16 protein-coding genes are annotated in these 17,510 nt (G+C 63.2%); 11 read left to right on the top strand and 5 right to left on the bottom strand.

Annotated elements, in window-relative coordinates; translation table 11 throughout:
- Positions 1–15 precede the first annotated feature (15 nt).
- Positions 16–894 (top strand): c-type heme family protein, encoded by an 879-nt coding sequence (locus tag FDM28_RS08970; RefSeq protein WP_138514809.1) that lies wholly within the window; start codon positions 16–18, stop codon positions 892–894.
- Positions 891–3,083, top strand: a complete 2,193-nt coding sequence (locus FDM28_RS18115) for a protein kinase domain-containing protein (RefSeq protein WP_138514808.1) — start codon at positions 891–893, stop codon at positions 3,081–3,083. The genes FDM28_RS08970 and FDM28_RS18115 overlap by 4 nt, the downstream gene beginning before the upstream one ends.
- Positions 3,084–3,144: 61 nt before the next feature.
- On the opposite strand, the gene FDM28_RS08960 is transcribed toward FDM28_RS18115, so the two are convergent.
- The 4 genes from FDM28_RS08960 to FDM28_RS08945 all read right to left on the bottom strand — a co-directional run bounded on the left by FDM28_RS08960 (position 3,145) and on the right by FDM28_RS08945 (position 7,346).
- Positions 3,145–4,029, bottom strand: coding sequence for an undecaprenyl-diphosphate phosphatase (locus FDM28_RS08960; RefSeq protein WP_138514807.1), 885 nt, complete (start codon positions 4,027–4,029; stop codon positions 3,145–3,147).
- A 95-nt stretch (positions 4,030–4,124) separates the two neighbouring features.
- Complete coding sequence (locus FDM28_RS08955) at positions 4,125–5,360, bottom strand: ABC transporter permease (RefSeq protein WP_138514806.1); 1,236 nt, start codon at positions 5,358–5,360, stop codon at positions 4,125–4,127.
- On the bottom strand, positions 5,357–6,049 hold the full coding sequence (locus FDM28_RS08950; protein WP_206021941.1) for an ABC transporter ATP-binding protein: 693 nt from the start codon (positions 6,047–6,049) through the stop codon (positions 5,357–5,359). Before FDM28_RS08950 ends, FDM28_RS08955 begins: the two co-directional genes overlap by 4 nt.
- Before the next feature lie 10 nt (positions 6,050–6,059).
- Positions 6,060–7,346 carry an efflux RND transporter periplasmic adaptor subunit gene (locus FDM28_RS08945; RefSeq protein ID WP_138514805.1) on the bottom strand — a complete coding sequence of 429 codons (1,287 nt, stop codon included), beginning with the start codon at positions 7,344–7,346 and terminating at the stop codon, positions 6,060–6,062.
- Between the two features lie 213 nt (positions 7,347–7,559).
- Here FDM28_RS08945 and FDM28_RS08940 point away from each other — a divergent pair, with 213 nt between their 5' ends.
- The 8 genes from FDM28_RS08940 to FDM28_RS08905 all read left to right on the top strand — a co-directional run bounded on the left by FDM28_RS08940 (position 7,560) and on the right by FDM28_RS08905 (position 14,613).
- Complete coding sequence (locus tag FDM28_RS08940) at positions 7,560–7,973, top strand: DUF2306 domain-containing protein (RefSeq protein WP_138514804.1); 414 nt, start codon at positions 7,560–7,562, stop codon at positions 7,971–7,973.
- A gap of 25 nt (positions 7,974–7,998) precedes the next feature.
- A complete protein-coding gene (locus tag FDM28_RS08935) occupies positions 7,999–8,295 on the top strand; it encodes a 2TM domain-containing protein (RefSeq protein ID WP_138514803.1) in 297 nt (98 codons plus the stop codon).
- 33 nt (positions 8,296–8,328) lie between these two features.
- Positions 8,329–9,387: a sensor histidine kinase gene (locus FDM28_RS08930; RefSeq protein ID WP_138514802.1), complete on the top strand. Its 1,059-nt coding sequence runs from the start codon at positions 8,329–8,331 to the stop codon at positions 9,385–9,387.
- A 7-nt stretch (positions 9,388–9,394) separates the two neighbouring features.
- Complete coding sequence (locus tag FDM28_RS08925; protein ID WP_138514801.1) at positions 9,395–10,267, top strand: LytR/AlgR family response regulator transcription factor; 873 nt, start codon at positions 9,395–9,397, stop codon at positions 10,265–10,267.
- Between the two features lie 117 nt (positions 10,268–10,384).
- Positions 10,385–11,545, top strand: a complete 1,161-nt coding sequence (locus tag FDM28_RS08920; RefSeq protein WP_138514800.1) for a branched-chain amino acid ABC transporter substrate-binding protein — start codon at positions 10,385–10,387, stop codon at positions 11,543–11,545.
- 48 nt (positions 11,546–11,593) lie between these two features.
- Positions 11,594–12,184 (top strand): hypothetical protein, encoded by a 591-nt coding sequence (locus FDM28_RS08915; protein ID WP_138514799.1) that lies wholly within the window; start codon positions 11,594–11,596, stop codon positions 12,182–12,184.
- 223 nt (positions 12,185–12,407) lie between these two features.
- Positions 12,408–13,550: a branched-chain amino acid ABC transporter substrate-binding protein gene (locus tag FDM28_RS08910; RefSeq protein WP_138514798.1), complete on the top strand. Its 1,143-nt coding sequence runs from the start codon at positions 12,408–12,410 to the stop codon at positions 13,548–13,550.
- Positions 13,551–13,737: 187 nt separating this feature from the next.
- Positions 13,738–14,613: a substrate-binding periplasmic protein gene (locus FDM28_RS08905; protein WP_170211682.1), complete on the top strand. Its 876-nt coding sequence runs from the start codon at positions 13,738–13,740 to the stop codon at positions 14,611–14,613.
- On the opposite strand, the gene FDM28_RS08900 is transcribed toward FDM28_RS08905, so the two are convergent.
- Positions 14,614–15,549, bottom strand: a complete 936-nt coding sequence (locus FDM28_RS08900) for a sensor domain-containing diguanylate cyclase (protein ID WP_206021940.1) — start codon at positions 15,547–15,549, stop codon at positions 14,614–14,616.
- A 122-nt stretch (positions 15,550–15,671) separates the two neighbouring features.
- On the opposite strand from FDM28_RS08900, the gene FDM28_RS08895 reads away from it, so the two are divergent.
- Entirely contained in the window at positions 15,672–17,495 is a 1,824-nt protein-coding gene (locus FDM28_RS08895; protein ID WP_138514796.1) for a glutamine--tRNA ligase/YqeY domain fusion protein, read from the top strand.
- Positions 17,496–17,510: the final 15 nt, after the last annotated feature.

Genomic DNA, 17,510 nt, shown 5'->3' with positions numbered 1-17,510 from the left:
ATCTAGGGAGTAGATATGGGACTGCGACTCAAATTCAATCTGGTGCTGATCACCGTGTTTCTGGTGGGGTTTGCAGCGGCCAGCATGATGTCCCGCCAGCTCTTGCAGGAAAACGCGCGGGATGAGGTCATCCGCAACGCCCGCCTGCTCATGGACACCGCGATTGCGGTGCGCTCCTACACCGTGGAGCAAATCAAGCCCCAGCTGGACCCGCAACTGGCTGAAGTCTTTTTGCCACAAACCGTGCCGGCCTATGCAGCCACCGAAACGCTGGCGCACGTGCAAAAGAAATACCCCGACTACAGCTACAAGGAAGCCACCCTCAACCCCACCAACCCCCGGGACCGCGCCACCGATTGGGAAGCTGACTTGGTGCAGCAATTCCGCCAGTCCAGCGATGCCAAAGAGCTGATCTCCGAGCGCATGGGCGCCACCGGCCGCCAGCTTTACATCGCCAAGCCTATCCAGATCAGCAATGCCGCCTGCCTGGCCTGCCACAGCGTACCCGCCGCCGCCCCTGCCAGCATGCTCAAGGTATATGGCGAAGCCAACGGCTTCGGCTGGAAGCACAACGAAGTCATCGGCGCGCAGGTGGTGACCGTGCCCATGGAAATTGCCATCCGCAATGCAGACCGTGCGCTCAACACCTTCATGCTCTCGCTGGCCGGCGTGTTCTTTGTGGTGTTTGTGGTGCTGAACCTGATGCTGAGCTGGCTCATTGTCCAGCCGATTCGCGCCATGGCGGGTGCCGCCGACAAGATCAGCACCGGCGACTTTGACGTGCCTGAGTTTGCCGAAAAAGGCACCGACGAAATGTCGGTGCTGGGCAGTGCCTTCAACCGCATGCGCCGCAGCTTGGACAAGGCCATGCAAATGATTGAGCGCGACGCGTGACCTCCGACAGACGGGAAGACGTCGCCGCACTGGAGCCCGGCCAGTCGGTGCTGGAGTACCGCATCGACAAGGTGCTGGGTGGCGGGGGCTTCGGCATCACCTACCTGGCGCAGGACACTAACCTGCAACTGCCGGTAGCGATCAAAGAGTTCTTCCCGTCCAGCCTGGTGGTGCGCGGTGCCCAGCACGAAGTGCTGGGCCGCAATGAAGATGCCGATGGCCAATTCCAATGGGGCCTGGAGCGCTTTATTGACGAGGCCCGCACGCTGGCGTCTTTCCGCCACCCCCACATCGTGCGGGTGCTGCGCTACTTCAAGGCCAACGGCACCGCCTACATCGTCATGGAGTACGAGTCGGGCCAGCCCTTACCCAAGTGGCTGTCGCAAAACCGCGACCTCGACCAGGCCGCGCTGCTGCGCATCGTCTACCCCCTCTTGGATGGGCTGGACGCGGTGCACAAGCTGGAGTTCCTGCACCGCGATATCAAGCCTGACAACATCTACATCCGCGCCGACGGCAGCCCGGTGCTGCTGGACTTCGGCGCCGCGCGTCGGGTCACGCCGGACAGCGATGTGACCAACATCGTCAGCCCCGGTTTTGCACCGTTTGAGCAGTACCACAGCCGTGGCAACCAGGGCCCGTGGACGGACCTGTATTCGCTGGGCGCGGTGATGTACTGGATCACTACCGGCAAAAAGCCCATGGAATCCGCCTCGCGCGTGCGGGACGATGCCATGCCCAAAGCCTCCAAGCTGGGCAGCCGCGCGGTATTTGGCGAGCAGTTGCTGCAGGCCATCGACTGGGCCCTGACCCCTGACGAAACCCTGCGCCCCCGCAACGTCAAGGCCTTCCGCACCGTGCTGCAGCAGTCCGAGCATGTGGTAACCCAGGTGCTGACGCGACCCGTCGCCAACGCCCCTGTGGCCTCCACCGTGCAACTGCCCTCAGGCACCAGCAGCGTGCAGGCCGAAGATGCCCTGCGCAAGAACGTGATGGGCACCATCATGTTTCTGGACTTGGTGGCCTACTCCACCCACTCGGTGGACCAGCAGGTGGCGATCAAAACCCTGTTCAACGAGCTGATCAACAAAGCCATCGGCGGGGTGGATCCGATGTCTCGCATCCTGCTCGACACCGGCGACGGTGCGGCCATCTGCTTTCTGGGTGACCCCGAAGAGGCGCTGCGCTCGGCGCTCATCCTGCGCGACCTGCTGGTGCAGAAGTACGGGCAAAAGCTCTCGATGCGCGTGGGCCTGCACATGGGCCCGGTGCGCATGCTCATGGACATCAACAACCGGGTGAATGTGGTGGGCGACGGCATCAACGTGGCGCAGCGCATCATGGACTTCTCCAGCGCCAACCAGATCACCGTGTCGCGGGCGTATTTCGATGTGATCTCGCGCATCAGCGATGGTGCAGACCGCATGTTCGAGTACCTGGGCCCGCGCTTTGACAAGCACAAGCGCCCCCACGAAATTTATGCGCTGGTGGACACCAATGCGGTGCGCACAGTGGTGGCGCACGCACAGCCCCACGCAACGCCCTCCCCTGCGCAACCGCCTTCACAGCAGCCCGCGGTGCAGGCCCCCTTGGCGGCCACCACGACCACCGTGCAGGCGGGGGTAGAGCCGGCGCAACTCCAAGCGATCGAGGCGGAACTCACCAAAGCCATCGGCCCGCTGGCCCAGGTGCTGGTGCGCAAGGCCCAAGCGCGCTATGCCGATGCGCAGGCGCTGCGGGAGTTGCTGTCCATCTCCATCCAGGACCCGGTGGCGCGCGAAAATTTCGCCCGGCCGAAGGTAGCCGGCAAGTCCGCCACCACCGGCAGCCCGACCCGCACCTGGGGTGCCTCCACCGTGGACGCCAACAGCGCCTTGCGCGGCACCGGCAACACCCTGGACCCGGCCTGGCCGCCTTCCGGCACACCCAGCACCACAGCGCCGGCCACAGGCGCGAGCACCACAGTCTCCGGCTTGCAAGGCCTGAACCCCGACCAAGTAGGTGCCATTGAGAAGGCACTCAGCCTCTACATCGGCCCGCTGGCACGCACGCTGGTGCGCAAAGAATCCACTCGGCACGCTGACGCCACCTCAGTCATCCAGGCACTGGCGCGGCACATCGACCGCCCGGGCGACCAAACCCTGTTTCTGCAAGCGGCCAACAAGGCGCTGGGCCGCAGCGCCAAATAAACGCCCCTGCACCCATAAAAAAGGGCCGCATTTGCGGCCCTTGCTCATGCGGCGTGCTGCCTCAGTCCGCCCACACCACCAGCCCGCTCCATGCGGTGGCGAGCACCACGATGCCAAACACGATACGGTAGTAGGCAAAGCCCACAAAGCTGTGGGTGGAGATGAACTTGAGCAACCAGCGCACGCACAGCCAGGCGCTGATGAATGAGAACACCAGACCTACGAGGAACATGGGCGCATCTGCCATCGACAGCAGCGCTCGCTCTTTGTAGAGGCTGTAGGCGCCCGCGCCTATCAAGGTGGGAATCGCCAGAAAGAACGAGAAATCGGTCGCCGCCTTGCGGGACAGGCCCAGCAACATGCCCCCGATGATGGTGGAGCCACTGCGGCTGGTGCCCGGAATCATGGCCAGGCACTGCACCAGACCGACCTTGAGAGCGTCCAGCGCGGTCATGTCGTCCACGCTGTGAATGCGGATTGAGCCGGCCTCTTTAGTCATGTCAATGACATCACCAGAAATTGAGGTTGGCTTGTAGCGGTCCAGCTGCTGACGACGCTCCGCCCACAGAATGATGAAGCCCCCCACAATGAAGGTGGTGGCCACCACCGCCGGGGTGAACAAATGCGCCTTGATGGCCTTGCCGAAGAGCAAGCCCAGCACCACGGCGGGCAAAAAGCCGATCAGCACATTCAGCGCAAACCGCTGAGCTGCCTTCTCGGTGGGCAGGGCCACCAGCGTGTCGCGGATTTTTTGCCAGTACACCAAAATCACGGCAAAGATGGCGCCGGTCTGGATGGCAATGTCAAACACCTTGGCCTTGGCGTCGGCAAAGTCCAAAAGAGAACCCGCCAGAATCAAATGACCGGTGCTGGAAATCGGCAAAAACTCGGTCAGCCCTTCCACCACACCCATGATGGCGGCCTTGATCAACAACGCAATATCCAAAACACTTCTCCCTGATATTCAAAAAAAATAGGCTTCTAGCGCACGTGCAATATGCGCGAGCAGCTCACTTATTCATAGCAACTGCATCACCACAATCACTCGTAACGCAAAGCTTGAATGGGCAACAGCTTCGCCGCCCGGCGCGCCGGGTAGTAGCCAAAAAACACGCCCACCACCGCCGAAAACCCCACTGCCAACAGCACCGAGCCGGCGCTCAAGCTCACTTGCCACCCTGCGAAGTGTCCCACACCCCAGGTGGCCAGCGCCCCGAACGCCACCCCGATCGCACCGCCCAGCAGGCTCAAGGTCACCGCCTCAATCAGGAATTGCGCCAGGATGTCGCGCCCCCGCGCGCCCACCGCCATGCGCAGCCCGATCTCGCGGGTGCGCTCGGTCACGCTGACCAGCATGATGTTCATGATGCCGATGCCACCAATCACCAGGCTGATGCCCGCCACGGCCGCCAGCAACAAGGTCATGACGCGGCTGCTCTCCTCCTGCGCCTGCAAGATCTCGGTGAGGTTGCGCACCACGAAGGGATCGTCCGTGCCTTCCTGCACCTTGAAGCGCTGGCGCAGCAAGTCCTTGATGCTGTCTTCCACCGCCCGCATGTCCTGACCTTCGCGAACCTTCACGCTGATGCTGCCCACGCGCTTGAGCCGGCTGGTGGCGTCGCCGCCCCAGATACGGTTGCGCAGCGTCCCCAGCGGCACCATGACCACGTCGTCCTGATCCTGCCCCATGGAGTTCTGGCCCTTGGGCGCCAACACACCGATCACCGTCATCGGGATGTTGCGCACCCGGATGACTTGTTCCACCGGATCCTGGTCGCCGAACAGTTCGCGCGCCACCGTGCTGCCTATCCAGGCCACCTTGGCGGAGCCGGCCAGCTCGCCTGCATCGAACATGCGGCCGGTGGCCAGCGGCCAGTCGCGCGCTTCCAGATAGTCGTTATTTGCCCCGAAGATGGTGGAGCTCCAATTGGTGTTGCCGAACACCAGCTGCCCGCTGGTGCGCGACGTGGGTGCTGCCACCTGCACCTCGGGAATCTCGAGTCCGATGGCGGTGGCGTCTTCTTCGGTCAGTCGCTGGCGGGTCTGTGCTCCCAGGCGCACACCGGCTTGCGACACGCCGCCGGGCAGCACCAGCATGATGTTGGAGCCCAGCCCCTTCATCTGCTCCTGCACCCGGTCGGTCGCACCCCGGCCCACTGCAATCATGGTGATCACCGCCGCCACCCCGATGATGATGCCCAGCATGGTCAAAAAGCTGCGCAGGGTGTTGGCCGCGAGGGACCGCCAGGCGCTGCGCAATGCCGCAAAAAAATTCATTTCGGAGCCCCCGCCTGCACCGTGTCTTCCACCATGCGGCCGTCCTTGAAGACCAGCTTGCGGCGGGCCCAGGCGGCGATGTCGGGTTCGTGGGTCACCAGCACCACGGTCATGCCTTGGCGGTTGAGGTCGGTGAGCAGTTGCATGATGTCTTCGCTGGTTTCCGAGTCCAGCGCACCGGTGGGCTCATCGGCCAGGATGAGCTGCGGCCGGTTCACCAGCGCACGCGCAATGGCCACCCGCTGCTGCTGTCCGCCCGATAACTCAGCGGGAGTGTGGTGCGCGCGCTCGTCCAACCCCACGCGCTGCAGCGCTTCCAGCGCGCGGGCGTGGCGCTCGGGCGCCTTGATGCCGGCGTACACCATGGGCAGCTCCACATTTTCCAGCGCGCTGGTACGGGCCAGCAGGTTGAACTGCTGGAACACAAAGCCGATGCGCCGGTTGCGGATGGAGGCCAGCGCATCCGGCGCCATGTCCTGCACGGCTTCGCCGGCCAAGAGGTAACTGCCGCTGCCGGGCTGGTCCAGACAACCCAAAATGTTCATCAAGGTCGATTTGCCCGAGCCCGACGTCCCCATGATGGCCACCATTTCGCCCTCGGCAATGTCCAGCGACACGCCGCGCAGGGCGTGCACCGTCTGGTCGCCCATGGCGTAGGTTTTGGTCAGCTCGCGGGCCGAAATCAGCATGCTTGTCGCCTCAGAACGGCGGGCGTGGGCCATTCCCACCTGCCCCGCCGGCCTTGGCCGTCGCCGCGTTTTTGATGCCGGTGATCACCTCGGTGCCCTCTGCCAATGCAGAGCCACCTTCACCGCCCTCCAGCACTTCGGTGCTGCTGCCATCACTCACACCAATGCGCACGGCGAGCACCTCCGGTTTGCCATCGGCACCCAGGGTGTAGACCCGGCCCTTGCCTTGCCCACGCGCGCCCGCCGGCGCGCCCACACCCTCAATGCGCATGCGCAATGCGGCGTTGGGCACCTTGAGCGCTTTGTCGCGCTGGTCGGTAATCACACGCACATTGGCCGTCATGCCGGGCAGCAGCTTGCCGCCTTCGTTCTTGAAGCCGACGATGGCCACATAGGTCACCACATTCGCCACGTTGGTGGCCGCCTTGCGCACTTGGCGGATGCTGCCCTCAAAGGTCTGGCCGGGGAAGGCATCCACCGTAAAGCTCGCCTTCTGGCCGGTTTGCAGGCGGCCCACATCGCTTTCGTCAATCGCAGCTTCTACCTGCATGTCCGAGAGGTTCTGGGCAATCACAAACAGCTCAGGCGCCTGCAGGCTGCTGGCCACCGTCTGGCCGCGCTCGATGGTGCGCTTGATCACAATGCCGTTCACGGGGGACGTAATGCGGGTGCGGGCCAGGTCGATACGTGCCTGCGCCAACGCGGCCTCGCGCTGGGCCACATTGGCCTGCGCAGTCTTGACCTGCGCCTGCGCCACGCCTACCTGGGCCTGCACGCTCTTCATGGCCTCCAGGCTGGTGTTCACCAAAGCACGGGCCTTGTCGGCCTCGCTGGTGGCGATGAACTGCTTGTCGGCCAAGCTTTGTTTGCGGTCGGAGTCGCGGCGGGCTTCGTCCAGGTCCACCTGCGCGCGCGACACCTGGGTTTGTGCGGCCAGCGCGTTCGCCTGCGCGGTCAGCACGGCGGCGCGGGCAGCATCCACATCGGCCTGGGCGCTGCGCACACGGTATTCAAAGGTCTCGGGGTCGATCTGGGCAATCAGCTGGCCGGCTTTGACTTCGCTGTTGAAATCCACCAGCACGTCGCGGATCTGCCCGCTCACCTGGGTGCCCACACTCACCTGCGCCACCGGGCTCACGGCGCCACTGGCGGCGACCGTGGCCTGCAGGTTGCCCCGCGTGATGGCGGCGGTGCGGTACTCGACCCGGCCCGTGCCGGACTGCTGCGCCCACCACCAGGCGCCCGCGCCCATGGCGGCCACCAAGACCACGGCGGCCCCTATGCGTTGTGTATTCATGCCCCGATTTTAGGAAGGCCGTATGGCAGACAGATTGCGCCCGGCTTAAGACCCCGCCACGGGCAGTGCCGGGGCTGCCGTGCACGCCTGTTTGGGCCCATTCACGCGCGCGCTCTGCATTTCGCACCCCGCAAACGGCGGTCTGTCGCATGCGGCTGGCGGCGCAAGCGGCGCCCGGGCACAGTGCGGCCAACGCCTCACCGGAGCCTTGCCATGCCACTCAGCCCTGTTATTGCCATTCACATGACTGCCGCACTCGCCGCCGTGCTCCTTGGCCCGGTGGCGCTGTGGGCCCGCCAGGGCCGGGTGCAGCGCAGCCGCCTGCACCGGGCAGCGGGCTATGCCTGGGTGACGCTGATGCTGGCGACCGCACTGAGCGCCCTCTTTATCCGCGACTACCTGCAATTCAACCTGGCCGGCTACACCTGGATTCACCTGTTTGTGCCGCTGGTGCTGTGGGGCCTGTACAAGGCCTTCCGGGCGCTGTTGCAGGGCGAGATTGCGCTGCACCGCAAGCACATGCGCGGGCTGTATTTCGGCGGCTGCGTGGGCGCCGGCCTGTTCACCCTGCTGCCCGGCCGCTACCTGGGCCAATTGGTCTGGGGCCAGTGGCTGGGCCTTTTGTAAAACACCACATCCACCGGAGCACTCCATGAACGCCTTGACCCCCCTCACCCCCGAAGAACTCGACCAACTGGCCCGCAAACGCGCCAGCGCCCGCATGGGTTGGTATCTGCACGCCGCCGTGTTCGTGCTCGTCAATGCCGGGTTGGCCCTGCTGGCAGCGCTACATGGCCGTGGTGCGCCGCTCTTTCCGGCCGCCGGCTGGAGCATAGGCTTGGCGGTGCATGGCGCCGTGGTCTGGCTCAAGCTGCACGATGTGAGCCTCTACCAGACGGTACTCCAGCGGGAGCGCCAGCGCTTGGAAGCGCAGCGCGACCCTTGGTAATACGCGCGCAGCAAGCGGCATACTCTGCCACCTATGCGACCCTTTTTCACCCACGCGCTGGCCCTGCGCGGCCTGAAGGTGCTGGCACTCAACACTGTGATCGCCATCGCCATCACCCTGTTTGACAACCACGAGCTCGGGCTGAACCTGGTGTATTCGCAGTGCATCGGCATCAGCATTTGGGCCTACATCGAGGGGGCCAACCATGTGCTGGTGGGCAACTGGCATGAGCATGTGCACCGGCTGCTGCTGATCGTGCCGGTGGCGGTGGTGCTGGGCTACTTCACCGGGCATTTATTTACCGACTTGTTGCTGGGCACCACCTCGTTCCAATACTGGAAGCAAACGCCCCGCATGGCCTGGGGCATGCTGTTTGTGAGCCTGGTGGCGGGCGGCATCATCAGCTGGGTGTTTGTGAGCCGCGAGCAGCTGGCTGCCGAGCGCCAGCACCTGGAGGCAGCGCGTCGTCAGGCCAGCGAAGCCCAGCTCAAGCTGCTCGAAGCCCAGCTGGAGCCGCACATGCTGTTCAACACCCTGGCCAACCTGCGGGTGCTGATTGCCCTGGACCCGCAGCGCGCGCAAACCATGCTGGACCACCTGATTGCCTACCTGCGGGCCACCCTGTCTGCCTCGCGCACACCCGCCGGCAGCAGCAGCCACACCCTGGCCGACGAGTTTGCCCGCCTGCAAGACTACCTGGAGCTCATGGCCATCCGCATGGGCCCGCGCCTGCAGTTCCGCTTGGAGCTGCCGGACGCCCTGCGCACGCAGCCGGTGCCGCCCCTGCTGCTGCAACCGCTGGTGGAAAACAGCATCCAACACGGGCTGGAGCCCAAGGTGGAGGGCGGCAGCATCTGCGTGAGTGCGCGCACCGCCCATGGTTTGCTAACGCTAGAGGTGCAAGACACCGGCTTGGGCGCAGACCCCGCCCGCCTCCAGCCCCCCACCGGCGAGGCCGCAGGCCACGGCTTCGGGCTGCAACAGGTGCGCGAGCGCCTGGCTACCACCTACGGCCCGCAAGGCGCTATGGTTTTAATAGCTGCTCCCGCAGGTGGCATGAGCGCCAGCATCACTTTTCCCTTAAAAACCTGACATCGCCATGCCCACCGCCCTGATTGCTGAAGACGAGCCCCTGCTGGCCCAGGCCTTGCAAGCCGAGCTGGCCCGCGCCTGGCCCGATCTGCAGGTGCTGCGCACCGTGGGCGATGGCGCCTCGGCCGTGCAAGCCACGCTGGAGCTGGCACCGCAGCTGCTGTTTTTTGACATCCGCATGCCCGGCCTCAGCGGGCTGGACGCCGCGCTGGAGCTGGCCGACCTGTGGCCGCCGGCCCACGCGCCGCAGCAACCCTTTCCCGCCCTGGTGTTTGTGACGGCTTACGACCAGTACGCCGTGCAAGCCTTTGAAGCCCAGGCGGTGGACTACCTGCTCAAACCGGTGCAGCCAGCCCGGTTGCTCAAAACCGTATCCAAACTGCAGCTAGCGCTTGCAGAACGTGCGCAAGCAGCTCCTGAAACCATAGCAGGCACACTACCAGCAACGCACACCGACCCGGCGCTGGAAGCCGCACTCACCCAGCTGCGCGGTCTGCTGCAAGCCCACGCTACCGCAGGCCCCATCGCAGGAGCGGCACCGGTGGCACCAGTGGCACCGTTGCAGGTGCTGCAAGCCAGCGTGGGCAGCCAGATCCACCTCGTGCCGGTGGACGAGGTGCTGTATCTGGAGGCGGCCGACAAATATTTGCGCGTGCTGACCGCCCAGCGCGAGTACCTGCTGCGCACCGCCCTCAAAGACCTGCTGCCCCAGCTGGACCCGCTGGTGTTCTGGCAAGTGCACCGCGGCACCGTGGTGCGGGCCATGGCCATCGACACGGTGAGCCGCGACGAGGCCGGCCGCATGCACCTGCGCCTGCGCGGCCGCAGCGAGACGCTGGCCGTGAGCCGGCTCTACGCACCGCGTTTCAAGGCCATGTAAGGGCGGCTGCACAGGGTATCGGCGGTGCCACTCTGCGGGTAAACCAGCGCCTGGTGGCACGGTGGTTGCGAGGCATTGCTCCCTACAATGCGCCATCGCTTCATCAGGACACTTCTCATGCCTTTGAACCTCTCCCGCCGCCAAACGCTGCGTTTGCTCTCTGTGACGGCTGCGGCCTCTGCGACCTTGCTGCAGGGCTGCGACAGCACGCCGGCCGTGATCAAGATCGGGGTGGCCCAACCCCTCTCCGGCAATCTCGCGGCACTGGGGCAGGACTTGCTCAATGGCGTGACCATGGCGGTTGAGGAGCTCAACAAAGAGGGCTACAAACTCAAGGGCAAACCGCTGCAGTTTGAAGTGGTGTCGGTTGACGACAAAGCCAGCCCCGACACCGGCAAAGAGGTGGCCCAGCAACTGGTGGAGGCCGGGGTGGTGGCCGTCATCGGGCACCTGAACTCGGGCGTCAGCATTGCCGCCGCGCCGGTGTACGCAGCCCAGGGCATTCCGCAACTGGCCATCTCCACCAACCCCAAGTTCACCCAGCTCGGGCTGGACACCACCTTCCGCCTGGTAGCCAACGACACCTTGCAGGCCAAGGCCATTGGCAGCTACTCGGCCTCGCAATTCAGCGGCACCCGCTACGCCCTGCAAGACGATGGCACCCCCTATGGCAAAGACCTGGCCGCCGGCGCAGAAACACAGCTCAAGCTGGCAAAGAAAGAAATCGTCTTCAAGCAAAGTTTTGACGACAAGACCGTGGCCTTTGACGAGTTTGCCGCCAAGCTCAAGACCGAAAACGTGCAGGTGCTGGTGTCCACCGCCAGCGACTTCCAGATCCTCGCCGTGATTGAGGCGCTCAAAAAGATCGGCTACACCGGCATCACCATCCTGGGGGCCGACACCATCAAAACCACCGACATGCTCAAGGGCTCCAACCAGGTGAAAGGCTTGTACGCCACCTCACCGGTGCTGGATGCGCGCGAGTTCACCGCGGGTGCGGCCTTCCTCGACAAGTACCGCGCCAAGTTCAAAAAAGACCCCGCCTACGCCGGCCACTACACCTACGACGCCATGTACGTGCTGGCGGCGGCCATCCGGCGCGGGGAGTCTGCCAAGTCCAAAGACATCGTGGCGGCCCTCAAAAAGATTGATGGCTACGCCCCGGTCACCGGCTCCATGAAGTGGGACGACAAGGGCGAGCAGCGCTACGGCGTGATCGGGGTGTACAGTGCCAACGCAGGGCTCTGGGAATCCCAGATGCGGTCCGACAGCTGGTAATTCAGCCGGCTCACGATAGGCCGGCCCCTGACCACCGAGGAGAACAGCATGACACTGCGCTACACCACCGTGCCCAACACCTTGCCCGAGAGCAAGATGCGCCTCTACCCCACCAAGGTGATCAACATCATTGGCGGGCCGGGGAGCGACAAGTCGCTGTTCTCCGCTGCCATCATTCTGTTTTTGAACCTCCACCATAAAACCGTGGAGACCATTCCCGACTACGCCAAGTCGCTCGTCTGGCAGCAAAACTTTGAGGTGCTGAAAAACCAGTACTTCATCGCCCAGCGCCAGTACGAGATGCTCAACCTGCTGGACGGGCAGGTGCAGTTCCTGATTACTGAGTGCTCACTGCCCCAGGTGCTCTACTACAACGAGCACTACGTTGAGAACATTTGCGATGTGGGCAAGACCCGCGCGCAGATTCTGGAGTGGTACAAGCAGCACAACAACGTGAACATCCTGGTGGAGCGCGGCGACAAAAAATATGTGCACACCGGCCGCTTTCAGGACGAAGAACAAGCCCGCTCAGTGGACCATGGCTTGCGTGCCACGCTGGTTCGCGAAGGCTTGCCCTTCACCACCCTGCCACCGGATGTCGAAGCGATCAACAGCTTCGCCCGCACGCTGGTCGAATGACCCTGCAACCGCACCAGAAAAGTGCGGTTTGCTCAGCACAGGCACCAGTTCAAGACGTTTCTCCTAGGGAAATCCCTGTTTTGGGAGAAATCGAATTCATGATCCATTAGACATTTGAATACTAGTACCATATCAGTACAAGCCTGATGCTCACCTTTCAAGACTTGCGCTAATGTTCGCCCTGGTGAGAAATTTATTCACACTTTTTTAATTTGGAGTTTTTATGAAGTTGAAAATTGTTGCAGCCGCAGCCATCGCCTTGTCTACCGGTATGGCCTTCGCACAGAACGCGGTTGTCACTATCGCTCACGTTGGCCCCACCAGTGGCGCTATCGCCCACTTGGGTAAGGACAACGAAAACGGCGCAATCCTTGCCGTGGAAGAACTCAACGCAGCCGGCGTCACCATCGGTGGCAAAAAAGTCACCCTGAAGCTGATGACTGAAGACGACGCCGCTGACCCCAAGCAAGGTACCGCTGTTGCCCAAAAGTTGGCTGACGCCAAAGTGGCCGGCGTGGTGGGTCACTTGAACTCCGGCACCACTATTCCAGCTTCCAGCATTTACTCCGACGCTGGCATCCCCCAAGTTTCTCCTTCCGCTACCAACCCCAAGTACACACGCCAAGGCTTCAAGACCGCCTTCCGTTTGGTGGCTGACGATGCTCAACTGGGCGGCACATTGGGCCGCTACGCTGTCAAGGAATTGAAGGGCAAGTCCATCGCCGTGATCGACGACCGTACTGCTTACGGCCAAGGCGTGGCACAAGAGTTCACCAAAGCCGTGGAAGCCGCTGGCGGCACCGTGGTTGCCAAAGAATTCACAACCGACAAAGCCACAGACTTCTCCGCTATCTTGACCACCATCAAGGGCAAGAAAGCCGACGTCGTGTTCTTCGGCGGTATGGACGCTGTTGCCGGCCCCATGCTGCGTCAAATGAAGTCCTTGGGCATCAACGCCAAGTTCATGGGCGGCGACGGCATCTGCTCCACTGAATTGGTGAAGCTGGGTGGCGACTCCATCGCAGACAACCAAGTGTTCTGCGCGGAAGCCGGTGGTGTGGAGCCAGGCAGCAAGTTTGAAAAGGCTCAAACCGAATTCAAATCCAAGTTCAAGACTCGTTTCGGTACCGAAGTGCAGGTGTACGCACCCTACGTGTATGACGGCGTGAAGGTCATGGTGGCTGCTATGGTTAAGGCAGGTTCTTCCGACCCCGCCAAATACCTGCCTGTGTTGGCCGCTACCAAAGACTACCAAGGCGTGACCGGCAACATCTCCTTTGACAACAAGGGCGACATCTTGAATGGCGCGTTGACCTTGAAGACTGTCAAGGGCGGCAAGCTGTCCACCGTGTCTGTGATCCGTTAATCACACTCCGTCTCCGGGCAACGCAAGTTGCCCAGACACAAAAAGCGCACTGCTTGCAGTGCGCTTTTTTTATGCCTGCGCCGCCTGAGGACACAGGGTTGAGGGGGCTTACGCAAGCGGTACAACAGGTTTAGCATGGCCGCTGAATTGACGTATGTCATGCACCACCGGGCCGCAGGAGGGCGCTATGAATCTTAGGCTGTTGATCTTCCACACGCTCATGGCGTGCCTGCCGTGGCTGGCCGCACCAGTGGGGGCGGAGCCCCTGGTCATCACCTACGCGCGCGACCTGCCAACCAGCGATGGCCGCTTGCAATACCCCCTGCGCATGCTGGGCCTGGCCATGCAGAAGTCGGGCGTACCGTACCAGATTCACCCCTCCGAGCGGCCGCTCCCGCAGGGCGCAGCGGTGAGTCGCATCATGAATGGCAAGGGCGTGAACCTCATGTGGAGCATGACCTCGCTGGAGCGCGAAGCGCAGTTGCACCCCATCCGCATCCCGCTGGACAAAGGCTTGTTCGGCTACCGCATTGCCCTGCTGCGCGCACAACACAAAGACATGCTGGCCGGCGTGAAACAACTCGAAGACCTGGCCCCCTACACCGCCGGCCAAGGGCACGATTGGCCGGATGTGGCTATTCTGCAAAGCAATGGCTTGCAGGTGCTGACCGGCAACACCCGCGAGGCCTTGTTTTCCATGCTGGAGGGCGGCCGGTTTGACTACTTTCCCCGCTCGGTGCTGGAGATCAGCAAGGAGCTGGAAGGCGGCAGCCACCCGCAACTGGTGGTGGACGAGCACCTGCTGCTCTACTACCCGGCCGCCATCTATTTCTTTGTGCGCAAGGGCGACACCGCTTTGGCCCGCGCCCTGGAGAGCGGCCTGCAAAAAGCCCTGGCTGACGGCAGTTTTGACGCGCTGTTTTACGAGTACTTTGCCGACACCATCAAACACACTAGGCTCAAAGACCGCACGCTGCTCAAGCTCAACAACCCCGCCCTGCCACCCGCCACCCCGCTGGCGGACAAACGCCTGTGGCTCAACCTCAAAGACGCGGGCAAATAGTCAGCTCGCCCACTCCCACCGGTCGCGCCCACTGCGCTTGGCGGCATAGAGGGCGCGGTCGGCATCGCGGATGTTTTGAATCGCGTCCTTCTCGGGCGAGAGCATCACCAAGCCTGCCGAGCAGGTGTAGCGGAACGCCGGTACCTCCGCCAGCGGCGCGGCATGGCGCACCTGCGCGAGCAGCTGATCGACCTTGTGGGCCAAATCCGCCGGCTCAATGTTGGGCACCAGCAGCATGAACTCCTCACCCCCCAAGCGGCCAAAGCCATCTTCACGGCGCAGCGCACTGGCCACCAGCTGCGCAAAATGCCGCAGCACCTCGTCACCGGCCACATGGCCATAGGTATCGTTGACCTGCTTGAAATGGTCCAGGTCCAGCATCACCAGCCCGCAGGGGCGCTGCCGGGTGCTGAGCTGGGCGAGCTGCGTTTCCAGCTGCTGCAGCACATGGCTGCGGTTGCTGATGCCGGTGAGCGGGTCCGATTGCGCGGCGCGCAGCGCCACATCGCGGTCTACCCGCAGGCGCCGGCTGCTGGCCTGGAAGTGCGTGGTCTCAAAAGCCACGCACAGCATCCAGCCCTCGGTGCTCACTGTTTCGGTCATGCAAAACCAGCGGCCGTCTTGCACATCGGTTTCAAACGCGCGGTAAGGCAACTTGCCCCGGCGCGAGCGCGCGGAGGCCAGCCACGCCTCAAAGTCTGTGGTTTGTATGGCGGTGCCCACACCGCGCTTATAGGCCTTGCGCATCAGCGCCGCCCAGGTGGCAGGCTCGTCAGGCGCTACCTCAAACAGGTTGCGAAACGCCGGGTTGGCGTAGCGGAGCACATCGCTCACATCAAACACAGCCACCATCAAGGGCGACTGTTGGTACAAAAGTGCCATTTGCTGCGTAACGACGTCCAGGCCCTGGGTCGGAGTCGAGTCCGAGGTCGTCATGGGGTGGCACTCCTGCAGAGTTCAAAATTATCAAATTCAGTGTACGCCCAGGCCCAAAGCCCCCTCCAACAGTAGATACCCGCATGCAAGGGCGCGCGGCGGGCCGCGTCTAAAATCAGCGAATGAGCACCCCCACCCCAGCGAACACCGCCCCAGACACCGTCAAGCCCAGCAATTTTTTGCGCCAGATCATCGAGTCCGATCTGGAAAAAGGCACCTACGCCACACGCCGCTGGGCCGGCACCCCCGGCGACGCCGCGCACCACGCTGCTGGCGAGCCCGACCCCGCCAAAATTCGCACCCGCTTTCCGCCCGAGCCCAACGGCTACCTGCACGTAGGCCACGCCAAGAGCATCTGCATCAACTTCGGGCTGGCGCGCGACTACGGTGGCGTGTGCCACCTGCGCTTTGACGACACCAACCCCGAAAAAGAAGACACCGAATACGTCAACAGCATCATCGACGCGGTGAAGTGGCTGGGCTTTGACTGGAACGGCAGCCAGGGCGACTACAGCGTGGCCCCCTACCAGGCCAGCGATTACTTTGACTTTATGTACCGCGCCGCCGAAGCGCTGATCGAAGCCGGCCACGCCTATGTGGACGAGCAAACGCCCGAGCAAATGCGCGTGAACCGGGGCGACTTCGGCAAGCCCGGTGTGGACAGCCCTTTCCGCACCCGCACGCCCGCTGAAAACCTGGCCCGCTTCCGCGAAATGCGCGATGGCAAGCACGAGGATGGATCGATGGTGCTGCGCGCCAAGATCGACATGGCCAGCCCCAACATCAACATGCGCGACCCGGCCATCTACCGCATCCGCCGCGCCACGCACCACAACACGGGTGACACCTGGTGCATCTACCCCATGTACACCTTTGCGCACCCGATTGAGGACGCACTGGAGCAAATCACCCACAGCATCTGCACGCTGGAGTTTGAAGACCAGCGCCCGTTTTACGACTGGCTGATGGACCGCCTGTGTGAGAGCGGCCTGCTGGCAGCCCCCGCGCCTAAGCAGTATGAATTTGCCCGCCTGAACCTCACCTATGTGATTACCAGTAAACGCAAGCTGGCCGCGCTGGTGAACGAAGGCAAAGTCAGCGGTTGGGACGACCCGCGCATGCCCACCATCGTGGGCCTGCGCCGCCGTGGCTACACGCCCGCCGCCATCCAACTGTTTGCCGAACGCATTGGCGTGACCAAGAGCGACAGCTGGATCGACTACAGCACCCTGGAAGGCTGCCTGCGCGAAGACCTGGAAAACACCGCCCACCGCGGCATGGCCGTGCTGAACCCCGTGAAGCTGGTGCTGACCAACTGGGGCGAAGTGTTTGCCGCCCAAGGTGGCGACGCCTATCTGGACGCATGCAGTATGCCTGCCCTGCCCCACCCGCCCGAGGGAACCGAATCACCGGTTCGCCACTTCACCATCGGCAAAGAGGTGTGGATCGAGCGCGAAGACTTTGAAGAAGTGCCCCCCAAGGGCTACAAGCGCCTCTTCCCCGGCAACAAGGTGCGCCTGAAGGGCGGCCACGTGATCGAGTGCACCGGCTGCACCAAAGACGCCAATGGCGTGATTACCGAAGTGCTGGCCACAGTGGTACCCGACACCAAGAGCGGCACCCCCGGCGCCGACCTGGTGAAGGTGAAAGCAGCCATCACCTGGGTGGGCGTGGCCGACGGCGTGTCGGCGCAAGTGCGCATGTACGACCGCCTGTTCAGCGACGCCCAGCCCGACGCGGGCGGCAAAGACTTCCTGGAAAGCCTGAACCCCAACAGCCTGAAGGTGGTGACCGCCATCGTGGAGCCGTCACTGGCCAATGCCCAACCTGACCAGAAGTTCCAGTTTGAACGCCACGGCTACTTTGTGGCCGACCGCGTGGACCACAAGGCGGACAAGCCGGTGTTTAACTTGGCGGTGGGGTTGAAGGATTCTTGGGGGAAGTAATACTTGCGTGTCGCG

Source organism: Rhodoferax bucti (assembly GCF_005876985.1).
GTDB lineage: Bacteria > Pseudomonadota > Gammaproteobacteria > Burkholderiales > Burkholderiaceae_C > Allorhodoferax > Allorhodoferax bucti.
The sequence above is the reverse complement of the archived record's forward strand: the minus strand, read 5'-3'. Positions and strand labels throughout refer to the sequence as shown.